Below are 17,132 nucleotides of genomic sequence, written 5' to 3'. Positions count from 1 at the left end.
AGGGGTTGCTGGTCGGTGTTCGCCGCGCGCGCGACAGGTCTGGTCAAGTTGGTGGGGTTGTGCCTGATGGCGGGCGTGCTCGTCGCGGCGGTGCTGTTCCCGGTGGTCGGGGGTCTCGGCCTGGCGTCCAACCGGGCCGCGGACACGGTGGACCAGACCTCCGGTGAGTTGACCAAGGCCGAGCTGCCCCTCGTGACGACCGTGCTGGACATGCACGGCCAGCCGATCGCCTACCTCTACGACCAGTACCGGGTGCCCGTGCCGTCCGAGGGCATCGCGGACACGATGAAGGCCGCGATCATCGCGATCGAGGACAAGCGGTTCTTCGAGCACAAGGGCGTGGACTGGCAGGGCATCGCCCGTGCCGCCGCCAAGGCGGGCGTCGACGGCGAGACCACCCAGGGCGCCTCGACCCTGACCCAGCAGTACGTGAAGAACTACCTCGCCTTCGTGGTCGGCAAGGGCTCGGAGGAGGCTTACGAGAAGGCGACCGAGGTGACGTTGGGCCGCAAGATCAGCGAGGCCCGGATCGCCACCCAGCTCGAGCAGAAGATGAGCAAGGACGAGATCCTCACCGCCTACCTCAACGTCGTCCCGTTCGGCAACGGCGCGTTCGGCGTCGGCGCGGCCGCCCGCACCTACTTCGACACCACCCCGGACAAGCTGACCGTGCCGCAGGCCGCGATGCTCGCCGGCCTGGTCAACGAGCCGAGCAGGCTCAACCCGGGCTCCGACGTGGACGCCGCGATCAAGCGCCGCAACACCGTGATCGACCGGATGCGCGACAACGGCGCGTTCGGCCCCGACGCGAAGGTCGCCGACGAGAAGGCCGCCGAGTACAAGGCCACCGACATCGGCGTCGTCCCCGACCTGAAGCTGCTGCCCAACGGCTGCGTCGGCGCGGGCGACGGCCCGGTCTACGGCTTCTTCTGCCGCTACCTGGTCGACTACCTGGAGAAGGCGGGCCTCCCGACCGAGGAGCTGCTGCGCGGCGGGTACACGATCACCACCACGATGGACCCGGTCGCGACCCGCGCGGCCAAGGACGCGGCCATGGCGCAGGTGCCCAAGACCCAGCCGGGCATCGCCAACGCGATGGCCGTGGTGGAGCCGGGCGCGGACAAGCACCGGGTGCGCGCGCTGGCCGCCAACCGCGACTTCGGCAACAACGCCGACGCCGGGCAGAGCGCCTACTCCATCCCCGCCGAGGTGACCAAGTTCGGCGCGGGCTCGATCTACAAGGTGTTCACCGCCGCGTCGGCGCTGGAGCGCGGCGTCACGGGCATCGACAAGCAGATCGACGTGCCGAAGACCTACACCTCGAAGGTCTACAAGGACGGCAGCAAGCCCTACACGGTCAAGAACGCGGGCGACTACAAGGAAAAGATGACCTTGACCGAGGCGCTGGCCCAGTCGCCGAACACCGCGTTCATCATCCTGGAGGAGAAGGCCGGGCTGAACAACGTGGTCGACATGGCCTACCGGCTCGGGTTGCGCGAGTCGATGCAGGGCGTCGACTGGCGCGGCGACCCGCTCAAGGCCGACGGCTCCAACGGCCCGTCCCAGGGCGACGTCTACAAGCGGGACAACAGCGGCTCGTTCACCCTCGGCGCGGGCCCGACCAGCGTGCTGGAGCTGTCGAACGTCGCGGCGACGATCGTGAGCGGCGGCAAGTGGTGCCCGCCGACGCCGGTGGAGAAGGTCGTCGACCGCAACGGCCGGCCCGTGCAGCTGAAGGAAGCGCCGTGCGACCAGGCCGTCGCGCCCGAGGTGGCGAACGCGCTGGCCGTCGGCATGAGCGCGGACACCAAGCCCGGCGGCACGGCGGCGGGCGCGGCGTCCGGCTGGAACCGGCCGATGATCGGCAAGACCGGCACCACCGAGAACCACTGGTCCGTGGCGTTCATGGGCGCCACTCCGCAGTTCGCCGGGGCGGTCATGACGTTCACCGATGGGGTGGCGCCGCAGGTGATCTGCAACGGCACCCCGCCGAGGCTGTGCGGCACGAACGACGCCGGCGGTGTTTACGGTGGTCAGGTGGCTGCGCCGACGTGGTTCAACGCCATGCGGGTGATCCACGAGGGCAAGCCCCCGGCCGACCTGCCGCCGGTGAACCCGCGCTACCGGTAGTCGACCTTCGTCACGGGTTACGTCACGCCCAAAGTTGCCTCTGACCTGGGCTTTTATAACGGCCTGATACGGAACTTACGGTTACTCGAACACGCAGTGTGACGATCAGTGGGGTGTGTCACCAAAAAGCACTAGTCGTAGTGCTGAGGCTTGCCCTTTCTTGTTACATCGGGTTACGGTCCCCGCCGCATGTCACGGTTCGGTCACCATAGGGACACGGCGTCGCTCCCCGAAGGCGCCGCCAGCCTGGATCCCCCGCCAGGTGTCCCTGTGGCCGGGCCGTGCTCCCCGATGCAGGAAGGCACTACCTTGGCACGGCACACGAAAGCGGACGGTCGACGCGCGTTCCTCGCGCCCCGCACCCCGTCCCGCAACCGCTCCCATCGCGCCGAGTGCGATCGGAAGCCCGTCAGTGGCCGGGTCGCGGCCGCAGTGGTCGCGGCAGGCGCCCTCGCCACCGGCGTGGGCGCCGCCGGCGGCGGGTTCGACGGTGGCGACACCCGGTTCCTCCCGGTCGGCGCCAGCTCGGACCTGGCGGCGGCGCTCGTCCACAGCTCGGCACCCCGACAGGCCGACGTCCGCACGGTGCACGCCGTCGACCCCGCGTTCGAGGCGGCGAAGCTGATGCGCTCCGAAGGGCTCCTCGTCCGGCAGCACGTCGACCAGGCGATCCGCCACGCGTCCGAGGGCTTCGTCGCCCGGCAGGCCGAGCAGAAGCGGCAGCAGGAGGCCGCGGCGGCCGAGCAGGCCCGCGTCGACGCCGAGAACGCCCGGATCGCCGAGGAGCAGGCCCGGGCGGCCGAGCAGAAGGCCGCCGAGGAGGCCGCTGCCGCCGCGGCACGGCGTCCGACGGTCGCCAAGCCCGCCGAGGGCTCGTTCACGTCCGGCTTCGGCGCCCGCTGGGGCACGACGCACTACGGCGTGGACATCGCGAACTCCATCGGCACCCCGATCCTGTCCGCGATGGACGGCGTCGTGGTCGAGGCGGGCCCGGCGTCCGGCTTCGGCCTGTGGGTGCGCGTGCAGCACAACGACGGCACCATCACCGTCTACGGCCACGTCAACGAGACCCTCGTGTCGGCCGGTCAGCAGGTCCACGCGGGCCAGCAGATCGCCACCATGGGCAACCGCGGCCAGTCCACCGGACCCCACCTGCACTTCGAGGTGTGGATCAACGGCTCGCAGAAGATCGACCCGGTCGGCTGGCTGGGCGAGCGCGGCATCTCCCTCTGAGACCTCGCGCACCGCGGCAAGCGCGCTGACGCTAGACACGCGCGAACCCCGCGCCAGGGCCACGCACGACGGGCTTGTCGGCGCGTACCACGTTCTGCCCCGCCGGGCTCAGTCCGGCGGGGCAGAACGGCGTTCGGGGCGGTCTGCGCACCGTCCGGGTACCCGACCCGGGGGTGGGTGGCACGTGTGCTGCGTCACCCGGCCGTGCGGCCATGGCATACCGACTGGTCGGTACCTGAGGTACGGTGGCGGCCGGACACCTTCAGGGAGGCGATCGTGGGTCGTTGGGGAATCACCCTGCCGCTGACGGGCGTGCCGGTGCTCGACCACCGCGCGCTGGTGGCCGAACTCGCCGAGCTCGGCTACACCGACGTGTGGTCGGCCGAGACCGCGGGCACCGACGCGTTCACGCCGCTGGCGCTCGCCGCGCAGTGGTCCGACCGCGTCCGGCTCGGCACCGCCATCGCGCCCGTCTACACGCGCGGGCCGGCGACGCTGGCCATGACCGCCGCGACGCTGGCCGAGGTGTCCGGCGGGCGGTTCGTGCTGGGCATCGGGTCGTCCTCGCCCGCGATCGTCGAGCGGTGGAACGGCGTGCCGTTCAGCGAGCCGTTCAAGCGCACCCGGGACACGCTGCGGTTCCTCAAGGCCGCGCTGGCGGGCGAGAAGGTGTCCGAGGAGTACGAGACGTTCGCCGTGCGCGGCTTCAAGCTGGAGCGCGCGCCCGAGCAGCCGGTGCCGATCATGCTGGCCGCGCTGCGCCCCGGGATGCTGCGGCTGGCCGGCCGCGAGGCCGACGGCGCCATCACGAACTGGCTCGCCGCCGACGACGTGCCCAAGGTGCGCGCCGAGATGAGCGGCGGCGAGCTGGCCGCCCGGATCTTCGTGTGCCCGACCGAGGACGCCGACGCCGCCCGCGCGCTGGGCCGCATGCTGATCAGCACCTACCTGACCGTCCCCGTCTACGCGGCGTTCCACGACTGGCTCGGCCGGGGCGAGGCGCTGCGCCCGATGCACGAGGCGTGGGCGTCCGGCGACCGGCGTGGCGCCGCCGCGCTCATCCCGGACGAGGTGGTGGACGCGCTGATCGTGCACGGCAGCGTGGACGAGTGCCGCGCGCGCGTGGCCAAATACGCGTCCAACGGCGTCGACACGCCCGTCATCGCCCTGCTGCCCACCGGCGCGGACCAGTTCGACCTGGTGCGCGCGCTGGCGCCGGGGGCCTGACCGTGGCGCGGCGGACCGGGGCGACGCCCGAGCGGATCGTGGGCGCGGCCGTGCGGTTGTTCGCCGCCAAGGGGTTCGACGCGACGACCGTGCAGGAGGTCGTCGAGGCCGCCTCGGTCACCAAGGGCGCGCTCTACCACTACTTCGGCTCCAAGGACGACCTGCTGTTCGAGATCTACCGCTCCCTGATCGGGCGGCAGATGGCGGACCTCGACGCGATCGTGGCGGCCGGGCTGGACGCGGCCACCACGGTGCGGCGGATCGTGGTCAGCCTGGTCGAGACGACGGCCGACAGCGTGGACGAGACCGCGGTGTTCGTGCGCGAGATGCACCGGCTCGACGCGGACCGGATGGCCGCCTTCCGGTCCGAGCGGCGGCGCTACCACGAGACGTTCCGGTCGGTGGTCGAGCAGGCCCAGCGGGACGGCGAGTTCGGCTCGGCCGTGCCCGCCGACACGGTGGTCCTGATCGCGCTGGGCGTGGTCAACCAGCTGCCGACCTGGTACCGGCCGGACGGGCCCAAGTCGCCGGCGCGGCTCGGCGCCGAGATCGCCGACTTCGTGCTCGCCGGGCTGCGGCCGTGACGGCGGGGGTCAGCCCGCGCGGTTGGCCCGTTCGCGCAGCGCGGTCAGCGCCTTGTCGGCGTGCGCGTTCATGGCGAACTCGGATTTGATGACTTCGATCACGGTGCAGTCGGTGTCGATGACGAACGTGTGCCGCTTCACGGGCAGCGGGCCGAAGCGGCGCTTCACGCCGAACGCCGCGGCCACCTCGCCGTCGACGTCCGACAGCAGCGGGTAGTCGAAGTCGTGCAGGGCGGCGAACTGGTTCTGCCGCTGCACGGAGTCCGGGCTGATGCCCACCCGCTGCGCCCCGACCTGGGCGAACTCGGTCGCCAGGTCGCGGAAGTGGCAGCTCTCCGCGGTGCACCCGGAGGTCATCGCGGCGGGGTAGAAGAACAGCACCACCGGCCCGTCGGCGAGCAGGTCGGACAGCGCGCGCGACGTGCCGTCCTGGTCGGGCAGGGTGAAGTCGGGTGCCTGGTCGCCGGCCTTCATGGCAGTCCTTCCGCAGGGTGTCGATCACGTCTCGCAGGGTGCTCGCGACGAGGCAACCGTACGGTTCTCGCTAATCTCGTACCAGGCCGGGAGGTGTGAGTTGACGAGCATGTCCGACGTGGCGCGGGCCGCCGGTGTGTCCGCGGCGACGGTGTCGCGCGCGCTGCGCGGCGAGCCCGGCGTGTCCGACGCGACCCGCCGGTACGTCACCGAGGTCGCCAAGCGCATGCGGTACGCGATCGCCCGGGACGCCTCCAGCCTCGCGGGCGGGCGCCGGTACGCCGTCGCGGTGCTCACGGCCGACGTCGGCCGCGGCGACCTGCTCGCGGGCGCTGAGGGCGCGTTGCGGCAGGCCGGGTACGACGTGCTGCTCTACGTGCTGCGCGACGACGAGGCGCGCGAGCGGTTCTTCGAGGAGCTGCCGCTGGCCCGGCGGGTCGACGGCGTGCTGGCGCTGGCGGTCAACCTCACCGACGCCGAGGACGCCGCGCTGGCGGGCCTGGACGTGCCCGTGGTCGCGGTGTGGGACGACGACCTGCGCGAGGCGCTGCGACTGGCCGTCGGCCACCTCACCGCGGTGGGCCACCGGGACGTCGCGCTGGTCCTCGCCGGCGACATCGACGAGTCCTACGACGAGGTGCTCCTCGAGCGGGGCCTGGCACTCCGTCCGGAGTGGACGCTGTGGTCGTCCTCGACGGTGGCGGGCGGCGAGCAGGTGGTGGACGCGCTGCTGGACGGCGAGCGCCTGCCGTCCGCGGTGATCAGCACGAGCGGCGAGGTGGCGCTCGGCGTGTTCCTGCGGCTGCGCCGCGACGGGCGCGACGTGCCCGGCGACGTGTCGATCGTCAGCCTGGAGGGCACGGACCTGGCGCGCGCCGTCGGCATGACGGCGGTGGAGGGCGCGTGGCGCGAGCGCGGCGAGCACGCCGTCGAGGTGCTGCTGACCCGGTTGCGCGGCGAGCGGGACGAGACCGAGCCGCCGTCGGTGCGGCTCGTGGTGCGCGAGTCGACCGGTCCGGCGCGCGAAGTGTGACCGTCGAGGTTTGGACGTCACTCGGCTGGGTTATCAACCACGGGCAACCTCCTGCAACCTTCGGGTGACCACCTGTCACCGGTCTGGATTCGAACCGACGGGGAAGGCGAAGCTGTCCGACGTGGACGACGAGCTCGCGGCACTGGCCGAGGCCCACGGCGTGGCCACCCACTACGAGGACGCCAACCAACGCCGAGCGGACGTCGACCCCGACGTGGTCGTCGCGGTGCTCGCGCAGCTGGACGTGGACGCCTCGACGCCGGAGGCGGTGCGACGCGCGCTCGCCGCGCCGAAACCACCCCCGAGCACGGTCGTCCTGCGCGAGGGCGAGGTGCTGGACGAGAGCGGCCCGGAAGGAACCCGCACGGTCGAGCTGGAGGACGGCGGCCGGGTCGAGCTGCCCGCCGCGCTGCCGCTCGGCTACCACCGGCTCGGTGCGCGGACCGTGATCGTCGCGCCGCGCAAGCTCCCGCCCGTCCCCCGGGCGTGGGGTTGGATGCTCCAGCTCTACGCGATGCGCTCGGCGCAGTCGTGGGGCATGGGCGACTACGCCGACCTGGCGACCCTGGCCCGGCGCAGCGCGACCGAGCTCGGCGCGGGCGTGCTGCTGGTCAACCCGGTGCAGGCGATCAGCCCCACCCTGCCGGTGGAGCGCTCGCCCTACTCGCCGTCGAGCCGCCGCTTCGCCAACCCGCTCTACCTGCGGATCTCCGACATCCCGGCCTACCGGGCCGCCGACGCCGCGACCCGCGCGGAGATCGACGCGCTGTGCCCGCCCAACGACACCGAACTGATCGACTACGACGCCGTGTGGACCGCCAAGGCCAAGGCGCTCGAACTGCTCTGGCGGCACGAGGAGCACCGCGCGCCCGAGGGCGACCTGCTGGACTTCGCCCGGTTCTGCGCGCTGGCCGAGGCGCACGGCCCCGACTGGCGCGAGTGGCCGCCGGCGCAGCGCGACCCGGCCACGGCCACCGCCGACCCCGAACGGGTGGCGTTCCACGCGTGGTTGCAGGAGCTGTGCGAGCAGCAACTTGCCGCCGCGCGCCGGGCCGCGCGCGACGCGGGCATGCCCGTCGGCGTCGTGCACGACCTGCCGGTCGGCGTGCACCCCGGCGGCGCGGACACGTGGGCGGTGCGGGACGCGTTCGCCGCGGACGTCACGGTCGGCGCGCCGCCGGACGCGTTCAGCCGCCTCGGCCAGGACTGGGGCCTGCCGCCGTGGCGGCCCGACCGGCTCGCCGAGCAGGGCTACGAGCCGTTCCGGGCCGTGGTGCGCAGCGTGCTGCGGCACGCGGACGGCATCCGCATCGACCACGTCGCGGGCCTGTGGCGGCTGTGGTGGATCCCGCCGGGCGAGGCGCCCGGGCGCGGCACGTACGTCCACTACGACCCGGACGCGATGCTCGCCGTGCTGACGCTGGAGGCGCACCGGGCGGGCGCCGTCGTCGTGGGCGAGGACCTGGGCACGGTGGAGCCGAAGGTCACCGAGGCGTTGCACGAGCACGGGATGCTCAGCTCGGCCGTGCTGTGGTTCCAGCGCGAGTACGACCTGCCGGACCACCCGCTCATCCCGCCGGAGAAGTGGACCGCGTCGGCGATGGCGAGCATCTCCACCCACGACCTGCCGACGGTGGCCGGGTTCCTCGCCGCCGAACACGTTCGGGTGCGAGCCGAGCTGGGGCAGTTTGACGGGCCGGTGGACGGGGAATATCAAGCAGCCGAGCGAGAGCGGGCCGAGTTGCTCGAACTCCTCAAGCAGGAAGGTGTGCCTGCCGATGACTTGGTTACCGGGTTCCACGCTCTGCTCGCGAAGGTCCGTTCCGTGCTCGTGCTGACATCGCCGCAGGACGCGCTGGGCGAGACGCGCCAGCCGAACCTGCCGGGCACCACAGACCAGTACCCGAACTGGCGCATCCCGCTGCCCCTGGCGCTCGCCGACCTGTTCGACGACCCGGGCGTGCGGCGGGTGGCGGGCGCGCTGGCGGGCTCCCGCCCGTCCGCGGCGGGCGGGTCCGGTGCGCGGTGAAGCGCAACGTGCACGTCACAGCGCGCGGCCCGGCCGCGGAGTATCGTCAGCCAGTCACCCGCGCCATGGTTGGAGGTGGCAGTCACCCGTGAACACCGACTTGATGTCCCGCACCGGGCTCGTGCCCGAGCAGATGGTTCCCCAGAGCAGTCCGGTGGGCGTCCTGGAGGCGGCCGTCGAGAAGGTCCTGGTGGACGTCCGGCCGTCGAACCTGGCCGACCCGCTCGCCGGGGTCCGGGCCGCCGAAGAGTCCTTGAAGGACGCCCTGAGGCGCACCGACGCCGGGTCGGACGACGCGCTTACCCAGGCGGTGGCCTGCGCCGAGGCCGCCTGCGAGCACCTTCGCTACGGCGAGCTGCAGGAAGCGAGGCTGCTCCTCGTCGCCGCGCGCGGCGAGCTCGTCAGGTCGCACGCCGGCCGGACGTGACCTAGAACGGTACGGATCGGCTCGTTCCAGTTCGTCCGGAGGAAACCCTGTGCGGCCCTGGCCCGGAACCCCCTACCCGCTCGGCGCCTCCTACGACGGCGTCGGCACCAACTTCACCCTCTTCTCGGAGGTCGCGGACTACGTCGAGCTGTGCCTGTTCGACGACGACGGCGCCGAGACGCGCGTGCGGCTGCCCGAGGTGGACGGCTTCGTGCACCACGGCTACCTCCTCGGCGTCGGCCCCGGGCAGAAGTACGGCTACCGCGTGCACGGACCGCACGACCCGGAGCGCGGCCTGCGCTGCAACCCGAACAAGCTGCTGATCGACCCGTACGCCAAGGCGATCACCGGCGACGTCGACTGGGACGAGTCGCTGTTCGGGTACCGGTTCGGCGACCCGGACGCGCGCAACGACCTCGACTCGGCGGGCCACGTGCCGCTGTCGGTCGTGGTCAACCCGTTCTTCGACTGGGCGAACGACCGGCCGCCGAAGACGCCGTACAACGAGTCGGTCGTCTACGAGGCGCACGTGCGCGGCCTGACCATGCAGCACCCCGAAGTGCCGCAACGGTTGCGCGGCACGTACGCGGGTCTGGCTCACCCCGTGGTGATCGACCACCTCAAGGGGCTCGGCGTCACGGCGCTCGAACTCATGCCGGTGCACCACTTCATCACCGATCACGGGCTGGTGGAGAAAGGCCTCCGCAACTACTGGGGCTACAACACCATCGGGTTCTTCGCGCCGCACTCCGGTTACGCGGCGATGCCGGAGTCGGCGAACCAGGTGCAGGAGTTCAAGGGCATGGTGCGCGCCCTGCACGAGGCGGGCATCGAGGTCATCCTCGACGTGGTCTACAACCACACCGCCGAGGGCAACCACCTCGGTCCCACGGTGTCCATGCGCGGCATCGACAACCAGGCGTACTACCGGCTGGTGGACGACGAGCCGCAGTTCTACACCGACTACACCGGCACCGGGAACTCGCTGAACGTGCGCAGCCCGCACACGTTGCAGCTGATCATGGACTCGCTGCGGTACTGGGTGACCGAGATGCGCGTGGACGGGTTCCGGTTCGACCTGGCCGCCACCCTGGCCCGCGAGTTCTACGACGTCGACCGGCTGTCGACGTTCTTCGACCTGGTGCAGCAGGACCCGGTGGTCTCGCAGGTGAAGCTGATCGCCGAGCCGTGGGACGTCGGCCCGGGTGGTTACCAGGTCGGCAACTTCCCGCCGTTGTGGACGGAGTGGAACGGCAAGTACCGCGACACCGTGCGCGACTTCTGGCGCGGCGAGCCGGCCACGCTGGGCGAGTTCGCCTCCCGCATCACCGGGTCGTCGGACCTGTACCAGGACGACGGCCGGCGGCCGTACGCGTCGGTCAACTTCGTCACCGCGCACGACGGGTTCACGCTCAACGACCTCGTGTCGTACAACGAGAAGCACAACGCGGCCAACGGTGAGGACGGCCGTGACGGCGCGGACGACAACCGGTCCTGGAACTGCGGGGTCGAGGGGCCGACCGACGACCCCGAGGTGAACGAGCTGAGGGCCAGGCAGCGGCGCAACCTGCTGGCCACGACGCTGCTCTCGCAGGGCGTGCCGATGCTGCTGCACGGCGACGAGCTGGGGCGGACGCAGCAGGGCAACAACAACGCCTACTGCCAGGACAACGAGCTGTCCTGGGTGGACTGGACGCTGGCGGAGAAGAACCGGGACCTGGTCGAGTTCACCTCGGCGTTGACCGAGTTCCGCAGGCAGCACCCCGTGCTGCGGCGGCGCCGGTTCTTCCAGGGCAAGCCGATCCGCAAGGGCGACGAGCTCCGCGACATCGCCTGGTTCACACCTTCGGGTGAAGAGATGACGGAGCAGAACTGGGGCGACGACTTCGGCCGCTGCGTCGTGGTGTTCCTCAACGGCGAAGGCATCCCCGACCTCGACCCGAGGGGGATGCGGGTGCTGGACGACTCGTTCCTGCTCGCGTTCAACGCGCACCACGAGGACATCGAGGTCACCCTGCCCGAGGAGGGCTACGGCGCGAGGTGGACGGTCGTGATCGACACGGCGACGGGCGAGGTGACGCCGCCCGAGCAGGGCGAGGTGGTCGCCGGTGGCGGCACGCTCACGCTGGTCGCGCGGTCGCTGGTCGTGCTGCAACGGCTGGAGCAGGAGTGACGGAGCTGCCTGAACCGCCGAAGCTCTCTGAGCCGCCGGACCTGTCGGGCCCGCCGAAGCTCTCGGAACCGCCGAAACCGCCCCAACCGTCGGCCCTTCCGGAACCGCCCCAACCGTCGGCCCTTCCGGAACCGCCCCAACCGTCGGCCCTTCCGGAACCGCCCCAACCGTCGGCCCTTCCGGAACTGCCCCAACCGCCGGACCTGTCGGGACCGCCGAATCCGCCGGACCTGTCGGACCGGCCGGACCGCCCGGAACCGCCGGAATTGTCGGACCCCGCCGGTAAAATCGAAGCAGGGGACCCCCAGGGGGGACGCCTGCGCAGCGATGCGGTCGGGGCGGCGCCGGCGTCGACCTACCGGATCCAGTTCACGCCCGACTTCACCTTCGCCGAGGCGGAGGCCGTGGTCGACTACCTCGACGCGCTGGGCGTCGGCGCGCTGTACGCCTCGCCCGTGCTGGAGGCCGTGCCCGGCTCCACGCACGGCTACGACGTGGTCGACCCGACCCGGGCCCGCGAGGAGCTCGGCGGCGAGTCGGGGCGGGTGGCGCTGCACAAGGCGCTCCGGCGGGCCGGGCTCGGGTTCGTGCTCGACATCGTGCCCAACCACATGGCGGTAGGCCACGACGACGTCAACCGGTGGTGGTGGGACGTGCTCCGGCACGGCCGGGGGTCGCGGTACGCGAAGTTCTTCGACGTCGACTGGGACTCCGGGCCGCTGCTGCTGCCGTTCGCCGGCGACGAGGCGTCGGAGGAGGAGCACGAGCACTACCGGCTGGTGTTCTGGCGGCGCGGCAACACCGAGCTGAACTACCGGCGGTTCTTCGACATCACCACGTTGGCCGCGGTGCGGGTCGAGGACCCCGAGGTGTTCGACGCGACCCACGGCGAGGTGCTGCGGTGGGTCGCGGCGGGCGAGGTGACCGGCCTGCGGGTCGACCACCCCGACGGCCTGGCCGACCCCGGCGGGTACGCGCGGCGGCTCCGGGAGCGCGCCGGCGTGTGGCTGGTGGTGGAGAAGATCCTCGGCGCGGACGAGCGGCTGCCCGTGAGCTGGCCGGTCGACGGCACCACGGGCTATGACGCGCTGCGCGAGGTGTGCGGGCTGTTCGTGGACCCGGCGGGCGAGGCGGCGTTCACCGCGCTGGCCGAGGAGTTCGGCGTGCCCACCGACTTCGCCGCCGTCGAGCACGAGTGCCGCGAGCTGGTCACCCGCACGATCCTGCGCGCGGAGGTCCGCCGGATCGCGGCGCTGGTGCGCGACGCCGACCCGGCGGAGGCCGAACGGGCCGTCGCCGAGGTCATGGTCAACTTCCCCGTCTACCGCTCCTACCTGCCCGAAGGGCTGGACGCGTGGACGGCGGCGGTGACCGCGGCGACGTCGCCGGCGGTGCGGGCGCTGGACCGGCAGGTGCGGGCCGAGCCGCAGGGCGAGCTGGCCACGCGCATCCAGCAGACGTCCGGCATGGTCGTCGCCAAGGGCACCGAGGACACCGCGTTCTACCGGTACACCCGCTTCGTGGCGCTCAACGAGGTCGGCGGCGCGCCGGACCGGTTCGGGGTGCCGCCCACCGAGTTCCACGCGCGTGCGGCGGCACGTGAAGCGGGCTCGCCCGCGGCGATGACGGCGTTGTCGACGCACGACACGAAACGCTCCGAGGACGTCCGGGCCCGGCTCGCGGTGCTGGCCGAGCTGCCGCAGGAGTTCGGCGAGCTCGTGCGCCGGTGGACCGCCGCGCACCCGATCGACGAGCCGTCGTTGAACATGCTGGCGTGGCAGTCGCTGGTCGGCGCGTGGCCCATCACCGCCGAGCGGATGAGCGCCTACCTGGACAAGGCGGCCAAGGAGTCGAAGGTCCGCACCACCTGGGTCGACCACGACGAGGCGTTCGAGGCGGCCGTGGCGGCGTGGCCGGAGCAGGTGCTGTCCGGTCCGGTGGCGGCCGAGGTGGCGTCGTTCGTGGAGCGGATCGTCGCGCCGGGCTGGTCCAACGCGCTGGGGCAGAAGCTCGTGCAGCTCACCGCGCCCGGCGTGCCCGACGTGTACCAGGGCACCGAGCTGTGGGACCTGTCGCTGGTCGACCCGGACAACCGCCGACCCGTGGACTACGACGTGCGTCGACGGCTGCTGGCGCGGATCGAGGACGGCTGGCTGCCGGACGTGGACGACTCGGGCGCGGCCAAGCTGCTCGTCGTGCAGCGCGCGTTGCGGTTGCGCCGGGAACGGCCCGAGCTGTTCCGCGGCTACCGGCCGCTGGCGGCGTCGGGGCCGGCCGCACCGCACGTAGTCGCGTTCGAGCGGACCGGGCTGGTCGCGGTGGCCACCCGGCTTCCGGTGGGATTGGCGAACGCGGGTGGCTGGGGCGACGCGGTGCTGCCGCTGCCGCCGGGGGAGTGGACCGACGTGCTCACCTCCCGCCCGGCCGCCCCTCGACTGGCGGACCTGCTGGACCGCTACCCGGTGGCGCTGCTGGTCGCGGACTGAGCCGGCGGACGGATCGAGTCGGCTGGGCCGACGAGCGGACTGGGTCGGCTGGGCCGACGCACGGACTGAGGAGAGCTGTGGGTTTCGCGGTGTGGGCGCCGGCGCACGAGCGCGTCCGGGTGCGGGTCGACGGTCGGGACCACGAGATGACGGCCGGTGACGGCGGGTGGTGGCACTCGGACGCCGAGGGGGTCGACTACGGGTTCCTCCTGGGCGACTCCGACGACGTGCTGCCCGACCCGCGGTCGCGGTGGCAGCCGGACGGCGTGCACGGGACGTCCCGGGTCTACGACCACGCGGCGTTCGAGTGGACCGACCAGGCGTGGACCGGGCGCGCGTTGCCCGGCGCGGTGGTCTACGAGCTGCACATCGGCACGTTCACGTCCGCCGGCACGTTCGACGGCGCGGTGCGGCGGCTGGACCACCTGGTCGACCTCGGCGTCACGCACGTCGAGGTGATGCCGGTGAACTCGTTCGACGGCACGGCGGGCTGGGGCTACGACGGCGTGCTGTGGGGCGCGGCGCACGAGCCGTACGGCGGGCCGGACGGGTTCAAGCGGTTCGTGGACGCCTGCCACGCGCGGGGCCTGGCCGTGCTGCTGGACGTGGTCTACAACCACCTCGGGCCCTCCGGCGCGTACCTGGACCGGTTCGGGCCGTACTTCGCGGGCAGCAACGACTGGGGACCGGGCCTGAACCTCGACGGCGAGGGCGCCGACGAGGTCCGCCGCTACGTGATCGACAACGCGGTGGGCTGGCTGCGCGACTTCCACGTGGACGGGCTGCGGCTGGACGCCGTGCACGCCCTCGTGGACCGCAGCGCGCTGCACCTGCTGGAACAGCTGGCCGTCGAGGTGGACGCCCTGTCGGCCGCCGTGCGCCGGCCGCTGACGTTGATCGCCGAGTCGGACCTGAACGACGCCAAGCTCGTCACCGCGCGGGAAGGCGGCGGCTACGGCCTGCACGCCCAGTGGGACGACGACCTGCACCACGCGCTGCACGTGGCGTTGAGCGGCGAGACGTTCGGCTACTACCCGGACTTCGAGGGCGCGCTGGGCAGGACGCTGCGCGAGGTGTTCCTCCACGCGGGCACGTGGTCGTCGTTCCGGGGCAGGCGCCACGGCCGTCCGGTGGACCGCGACCGGCTGCCCGGCCACCGGTTCCTCGCCTACCTGCAGAACCACGACCAGGTCGGCAATCGCGCCACCGGCGACCGGCTGTCGGCGACGGTGCCGTGGCGGCGGCAGGCGGTGGGCGCGGCGATCGTGCTCTGCTCCCCGTACACGCCGATGATCTTCATGGGCGAGGAGTGGGCGGCGAGCACGCCCTGGCAGTTCTTCGCGTCGTTCCCGGACCCGGAGCTGGCCGAGGCCGTGCGCACGGGGCGGCGGCGGGAGTTCGGCCGGCACGGGTGGGGCGAGTCCGAGGTGCCCGACCCGATCGACCCGGAGACCGTGCGGCGGTCGACGCTGCGCTGGGACGAGGTGTCCGAGCCCGGCCACCGGGAGCTGCTCGACCTCTACCGGGCGTTGATCGCGCTGCGCCGGTCGCGCCCGGAGCTCGCGGACCCGCGGCTGGACCGGTTCGCGGTGCGCGAGGAGGGCTCGGTGCTCGTGCTGCACCGGGGTTCGCTGCGGGTGCTGTGCAACCTCGGGGAGGACGCCGTGGTGCGGCTCGACGTCGAGGCGGGCGAGGTGCTGCTCGCGTCGGCGGAGGTGGAAGTGGACGGGCAGGCGGTGCACCTGCCCGCCGACTCCTTCGCCGTCGTCGACGGCGCGTCGGTCACGCACCCTGGTCGGGGACGAGCCAGCCGACCTCGGTGAGCTTCTCGGCCAACAGCCGACCGGCCGACTCGACCTGGTCGGCCAGCTGTCTTCGCACCTCCGGCCGGTCGTCGCCGGAGTGCTGGGCCGCGTCGTAGGCCGCGACCAGCCCGCGTGCCGCGTTCACCACCTCGACACCGGGCCACTCGGCGGCGGCGACCTGGCCGTCGCCGGGCTCGGGTTCGGCCTCGGCGGACGCGTGGACGGCGCGCACGGCCTGCCGCGGTCCGAGCTCGGTGGAGAGGTCGAGCAGCTTCAGCGCGATCGTGTGCAGCTTCACGTTGTGGTGCTGCGACATCCGCACGAGCAGCTGGAACCCCTCCTGGGGCGTGCAGCCCTGCACCGCGGATATCAGGCCGGTGGCCTGCCCGATCACAGTGCGCGTCTGCACCGCTTTGCGCAGTCCCACGATCTCGGCCTCGAGGCTGGCGATCCGCGCGGTCAGCGAATCGTCACGCCCGTTGTCCCCGACCACGGTCGGGCTCCTCTCTCGCACGTCGGTACCGGTCAGCCAGGCCAGCGGTGCGAGAGCGTCCGGACACGCGGGTGCCAGCACCCGGCAAGCCCGACAGCTCTCGCTGACCCTGGTGCCCTCGCGGGCGCCGGGTGGCTTGCGGCTGGCTTTTCAACCGCGTAGACGATCACCGTAGTAGAGGACGGGTGGCGCGGTGCAACTGGCAGGGGTTTTCCGCGTGGCGCGCGGCGGGTTTCAGCTCGGCGGCAGCACGCAGAACTCGTTGCCCGCCGGGTCGGCGCACACCACCCACGGCAGTGCCGGGTCGGCGTCGACCACGCGCGCGCCGAGGCCGGTGAGCCGTGCCACCTCCTCGTCGCGGTCGCCGTCGGCGGCGAGGTCGAGGTGCAGCCGGTTCTTGGCCTGCTTCGGCTCCGTGACGGGCTGTAGCACGAGCATCGGACCGGCGCCCCTCAACTCGGTGTACTCGACCCCTTTCGGGTCTTTCCAGCGGCGTTCGACGCGGTACCCCAGTGCCGTGCACCAGAAGTCCTCCACGACGCTGACCAGCTTGGACGGGCAGTCGACGGCAATGGCGAGGATGCGTGCGGTCATGCCGTCGGAGTTTCCCCGTTCGGGCGACGGGTATCCGTCGGGGGACGGAGAAGTCCCGACGAGAGGAACGGTCATGGGGACCGACGACAAGGTCAGCAACAAGGCCGAGGAACTCAAGGGCCGGGCGAAGGAAGCGGTCGGCGACGCCACCGACAACGAGCAGTGGCAGGCCGAGGGCCGCGCCGAGAAGGCCAAGGGCTCGCTGAAGCAGGCGGGGGAGAAGGTCAAGGACGCCTTCCGTGGCGACGACCGCTAGTCGCACCGGCACCTCCAGCGCCGCCGGGTTCGTGCCCGAGGGCGCGGACCTGGCGGCGCTGCGCCGTGGGGGGGGGGGGGGGGGGGGGGGGGGGGGGGGGGAGGAAGGGAACAAAGAAGGGGTGGGAGGGGGGGAGGGGGGGAGGGGGGTGGGGGTGGGGGGGGGGGAGACCGGAGGAAAGGGAGGAA

The 17,132-nt window shown here is 72.3% G+C and carries 14 protein-coding genes; 11 read left to right on the top strand and 3 right to left on the bottom strand.

The genetic code is table 11. The features are described 5' to 3' along the window. The first annotated feature begins 15 nt into the window (after window positions 1–15). The 4 genes from ACZ7GX_RS37835 (at window position 16) to ACZ7GX_RS37820 (ending at window position 5,174) form a co-directional block, all read left to right on the top strand. A complete protein-coding gene (locus tag ACZ7GX_RS37835; protein WP_498784210.1) occupies window positions 16–2,130 on the top strand; it encodes a transglycosylase domain-containing protein in 2,115 nt (704 codons plus the stop codon). A gap of 291 nt (window positions 2,131–2,421) precedes the next feature. Further along, window positions 2,422–3,363, top strand: a complete 942-nt coding sequence (locus ACZ7GX_RS37830) for a M23 family metallopeptidase (RefSeq protein WP_498784208.1) — start codon at window positions 2,422–2,424, stop codon at window positions 3,361–3,363. Window positions 3,364–3,639: 276 nt separating this feature from the next. After that, the gene (locus ACZ7GX_RS37825; protein WP_498784206.1) at window positions 3,640–4,590 is read left to right on the top strand and encodes an LLM class F420-dependent oxidoreductase; all 951 of its coding nucleotides are present in this window, start codon (window positions 3,640–3,642) and stop codon (window positions 4,588–4,590) included. 2 nt (window positions 4,591–4,592) lie between these two features. Continuing rightward, window positions 4,593–5,174 carry a TetR/AcrR family transcriptional regulator gene (locus ACZ7GX_RS37820; RefSeq protein WP_498784204.1) on the top strand — a complete coding sequence of 194 codons (582 nt, stop codon included), beginning with the start codon at window positions 4,593–4,595 and terminating at the stop codon, window positions 5,172–5,174. 9 nt (window positions 5,175–5,183) lie between these two features. Here ACZ7GX_RS37820 and ACZ7GX_RS37815 read toward each other — a convergent pair whose 3' ends face one another. Further along, window positions 5,184–5,648: a peroxiredoxin gene (locus ACZ7GX_RS37815; RefSeq protein WP_498784202.1), complete on the bottom strand. Its 465-nt coding sequence runs from the start codon at window positions 5,646–5,648 to the stop codon at window positions 5,184–5,186. Between the two features lie 109 nt (window positions 5,649–5,757). On the opposite strand from ACZ7GX_RS37815, the gene ACZ7GX_RS37810 reads away from it, so the two are divergent. The 6 genes from ACZ7GX_RS37810 (at window position 5,758) to treZ (ending at window position 15,619) form a co-directional block, all read left to right on the top strand. Further along, the gene (locus ACZ7GX_RS37810; RefSeq protein ID WP_498784260.1) at window positions 5,758–6,681 is read left to right on the top strand and encodes a LacI family DNA-binding transcriptional regulator; all 924 of its coding nucleotides are present in this window, start codon (window positions 5,758–5,760) and stop codon (window positions 6,679–6,681) included. Between the two features lie 121 nt (window positions 6,682–6,802). Beyond that, entirely contained in the window at window positions 6,803–8,710 is a 1,908-nt protein-coding gene (gene malQ / locus ACZ7GX_RS37805) for a 4-alpha-glucanotransferase (RefSeq protein WP_498784200.1), read from the top strand. Between the two features lie 88 nt (window positions 8,711–8,798). Beyond that, on the top strand, window positions 8,799–9,137 hold the full coding sequence (locus ACZ7GX_RS37800; RefSeq protein WP_498784197.1) for a hypothetical protein: 339 nt from the start codon (window positions 8,799–8,801) through the stop codon (window positions 9,135–9,137). Between the two features lie 49 nt (window positions 9,138–9,186). Further along, window positions 9,187–11,310 carry a glycogen debranching protein GlgX gene (glgX, locus tag ACZ7GX_RS37795; RefSeq protein WP_498784195.1) on the top strand — a complete coding sequence of 708 codons (2,124 nt, stop codon included), beginning with the start codon at window positions 9,187–9,189 and terminating at the stop codon, window positions 11,308–11,310. A 287-nt stretch (window positions 11,311–11,597) separates the two neighbouring features. Further along, window positions 11,598–13,796: a malto-oligosyltrehalose synthase gene (treY, locus tag ACZ7GX_RS37790; RefSeq protein ID WP_498784258.1), complete on the top strand. Its 2,199-nt coding sequence runs from the start codon at window positions 11,598–11,600 to the stop codon at window positions 13,794–13,796. Window positions 13,797–13,873: 77 nt separating this feature from the next. Then, on the top strand, window positions 13,874–15,619 hold the full coding sequence (gene treZ, locus ACZ7GX_RS37785; protein WP_498784193.1) for a malto-oligosyltrehalose trehalohydrolase: 1,746 nt from the start codon (window positions 13,874–13,876) through the stop codon (window positions 15,617–15,619). Here the strand turns inward: treZ and ACZ7GX_RS37780 are convergent. Further along, window positions 15,579–16,094, bottom strand: a complete 516-nt coding sequence (locus ACZ7GX_RS37780; protein ID WP_498784191.1) for an ANTAR domain-containing protein — start codon at window positions 16,092–16,094, stop codon at window positions 15,579–15,581. The genes treZ and ACZ7GX_RS37780 overlap by 41 nt on opposite strands. A 234-nt stretch (window positions 16,095–16,328) precedes the next feature. After that, the gene (locus tag ACZ7GX_RS37775; RefSeq protein ID WP_498784189.1) at window positions 16,329–16,688 is read right to left on the bottom strand and encodes a VOC family protein; all 360 of its coding nucleotides are present in this window, start codon (window positions 16,686–16,688) and stop codon (window positions 16,329–16,331) included. A 73-nt stretch (window positions 16,689–16,761) separates the two neighbouring features. On the opposite strand from ACZ7GX_RS37775, the gene ACZ7GX_RS37770 reads away from it, so the two are divergent. Further along, window positions 16,762–16,944 carry a CsbD family protein gene (locus ACZ7GX_RS37770; protein WP_053719160.1) on the top strand — a complete coding sequence of 61 codons (183 nt, stop codon included), beginning with the start codon at window positions 16,762–16,764 and terminating at the stop codon, window positions 16,942–16,944. The last annotated feature ends 188 nt before the right edge of the window (window positions 16,945–17,132 follow it).

The organism is Actinosynnema sp. NPDC037264 (assembly GCF_055603705.1).
Note: the sequence above shows the minus strand (reverse complement) of the source record. Positions and strands in the feature narration are given on the sequence as shown.

Coding starts and splice junctions, on each gene's coding strand:
- ACZ7GX_RS37830 (WP_498784208.1), top strand. CDS start 2,422: ATGCAGGAAGGCACTACCTTGGCACGGCACACGAAAGCGGACGGTCGA.
- ACZ7GX_RS37815 (WP_498784202.1), bottom strand. CDS start 5,648: ATGAAGGCCGGCGACCAGGCACCCGACTTCACCCTGCCCGACCAGGAC.
- ACZ7GX_RS37810 (WP_498784260.1), top strand. CDS start 5,758: ATGTCCGACGTGGCGCGGGCCGCCGGTGTGTCCGCGGCGACGGTGTCG.
- ACZ7GX_RS37775 (WP_498784189.1), bottom strand. CDS start 16,688: ATGACCGCACGCATCCTCGCCATTGCCGTCGACTGCCCGTCCAAGCTG.
- ACZ7GX_RS37770 (WP_053719160.1), top strand. CDS start 16,762: ATGGGGACCGACGACAAGGTCAGCAACAAGGCCGAGGAACTCAAGGGC.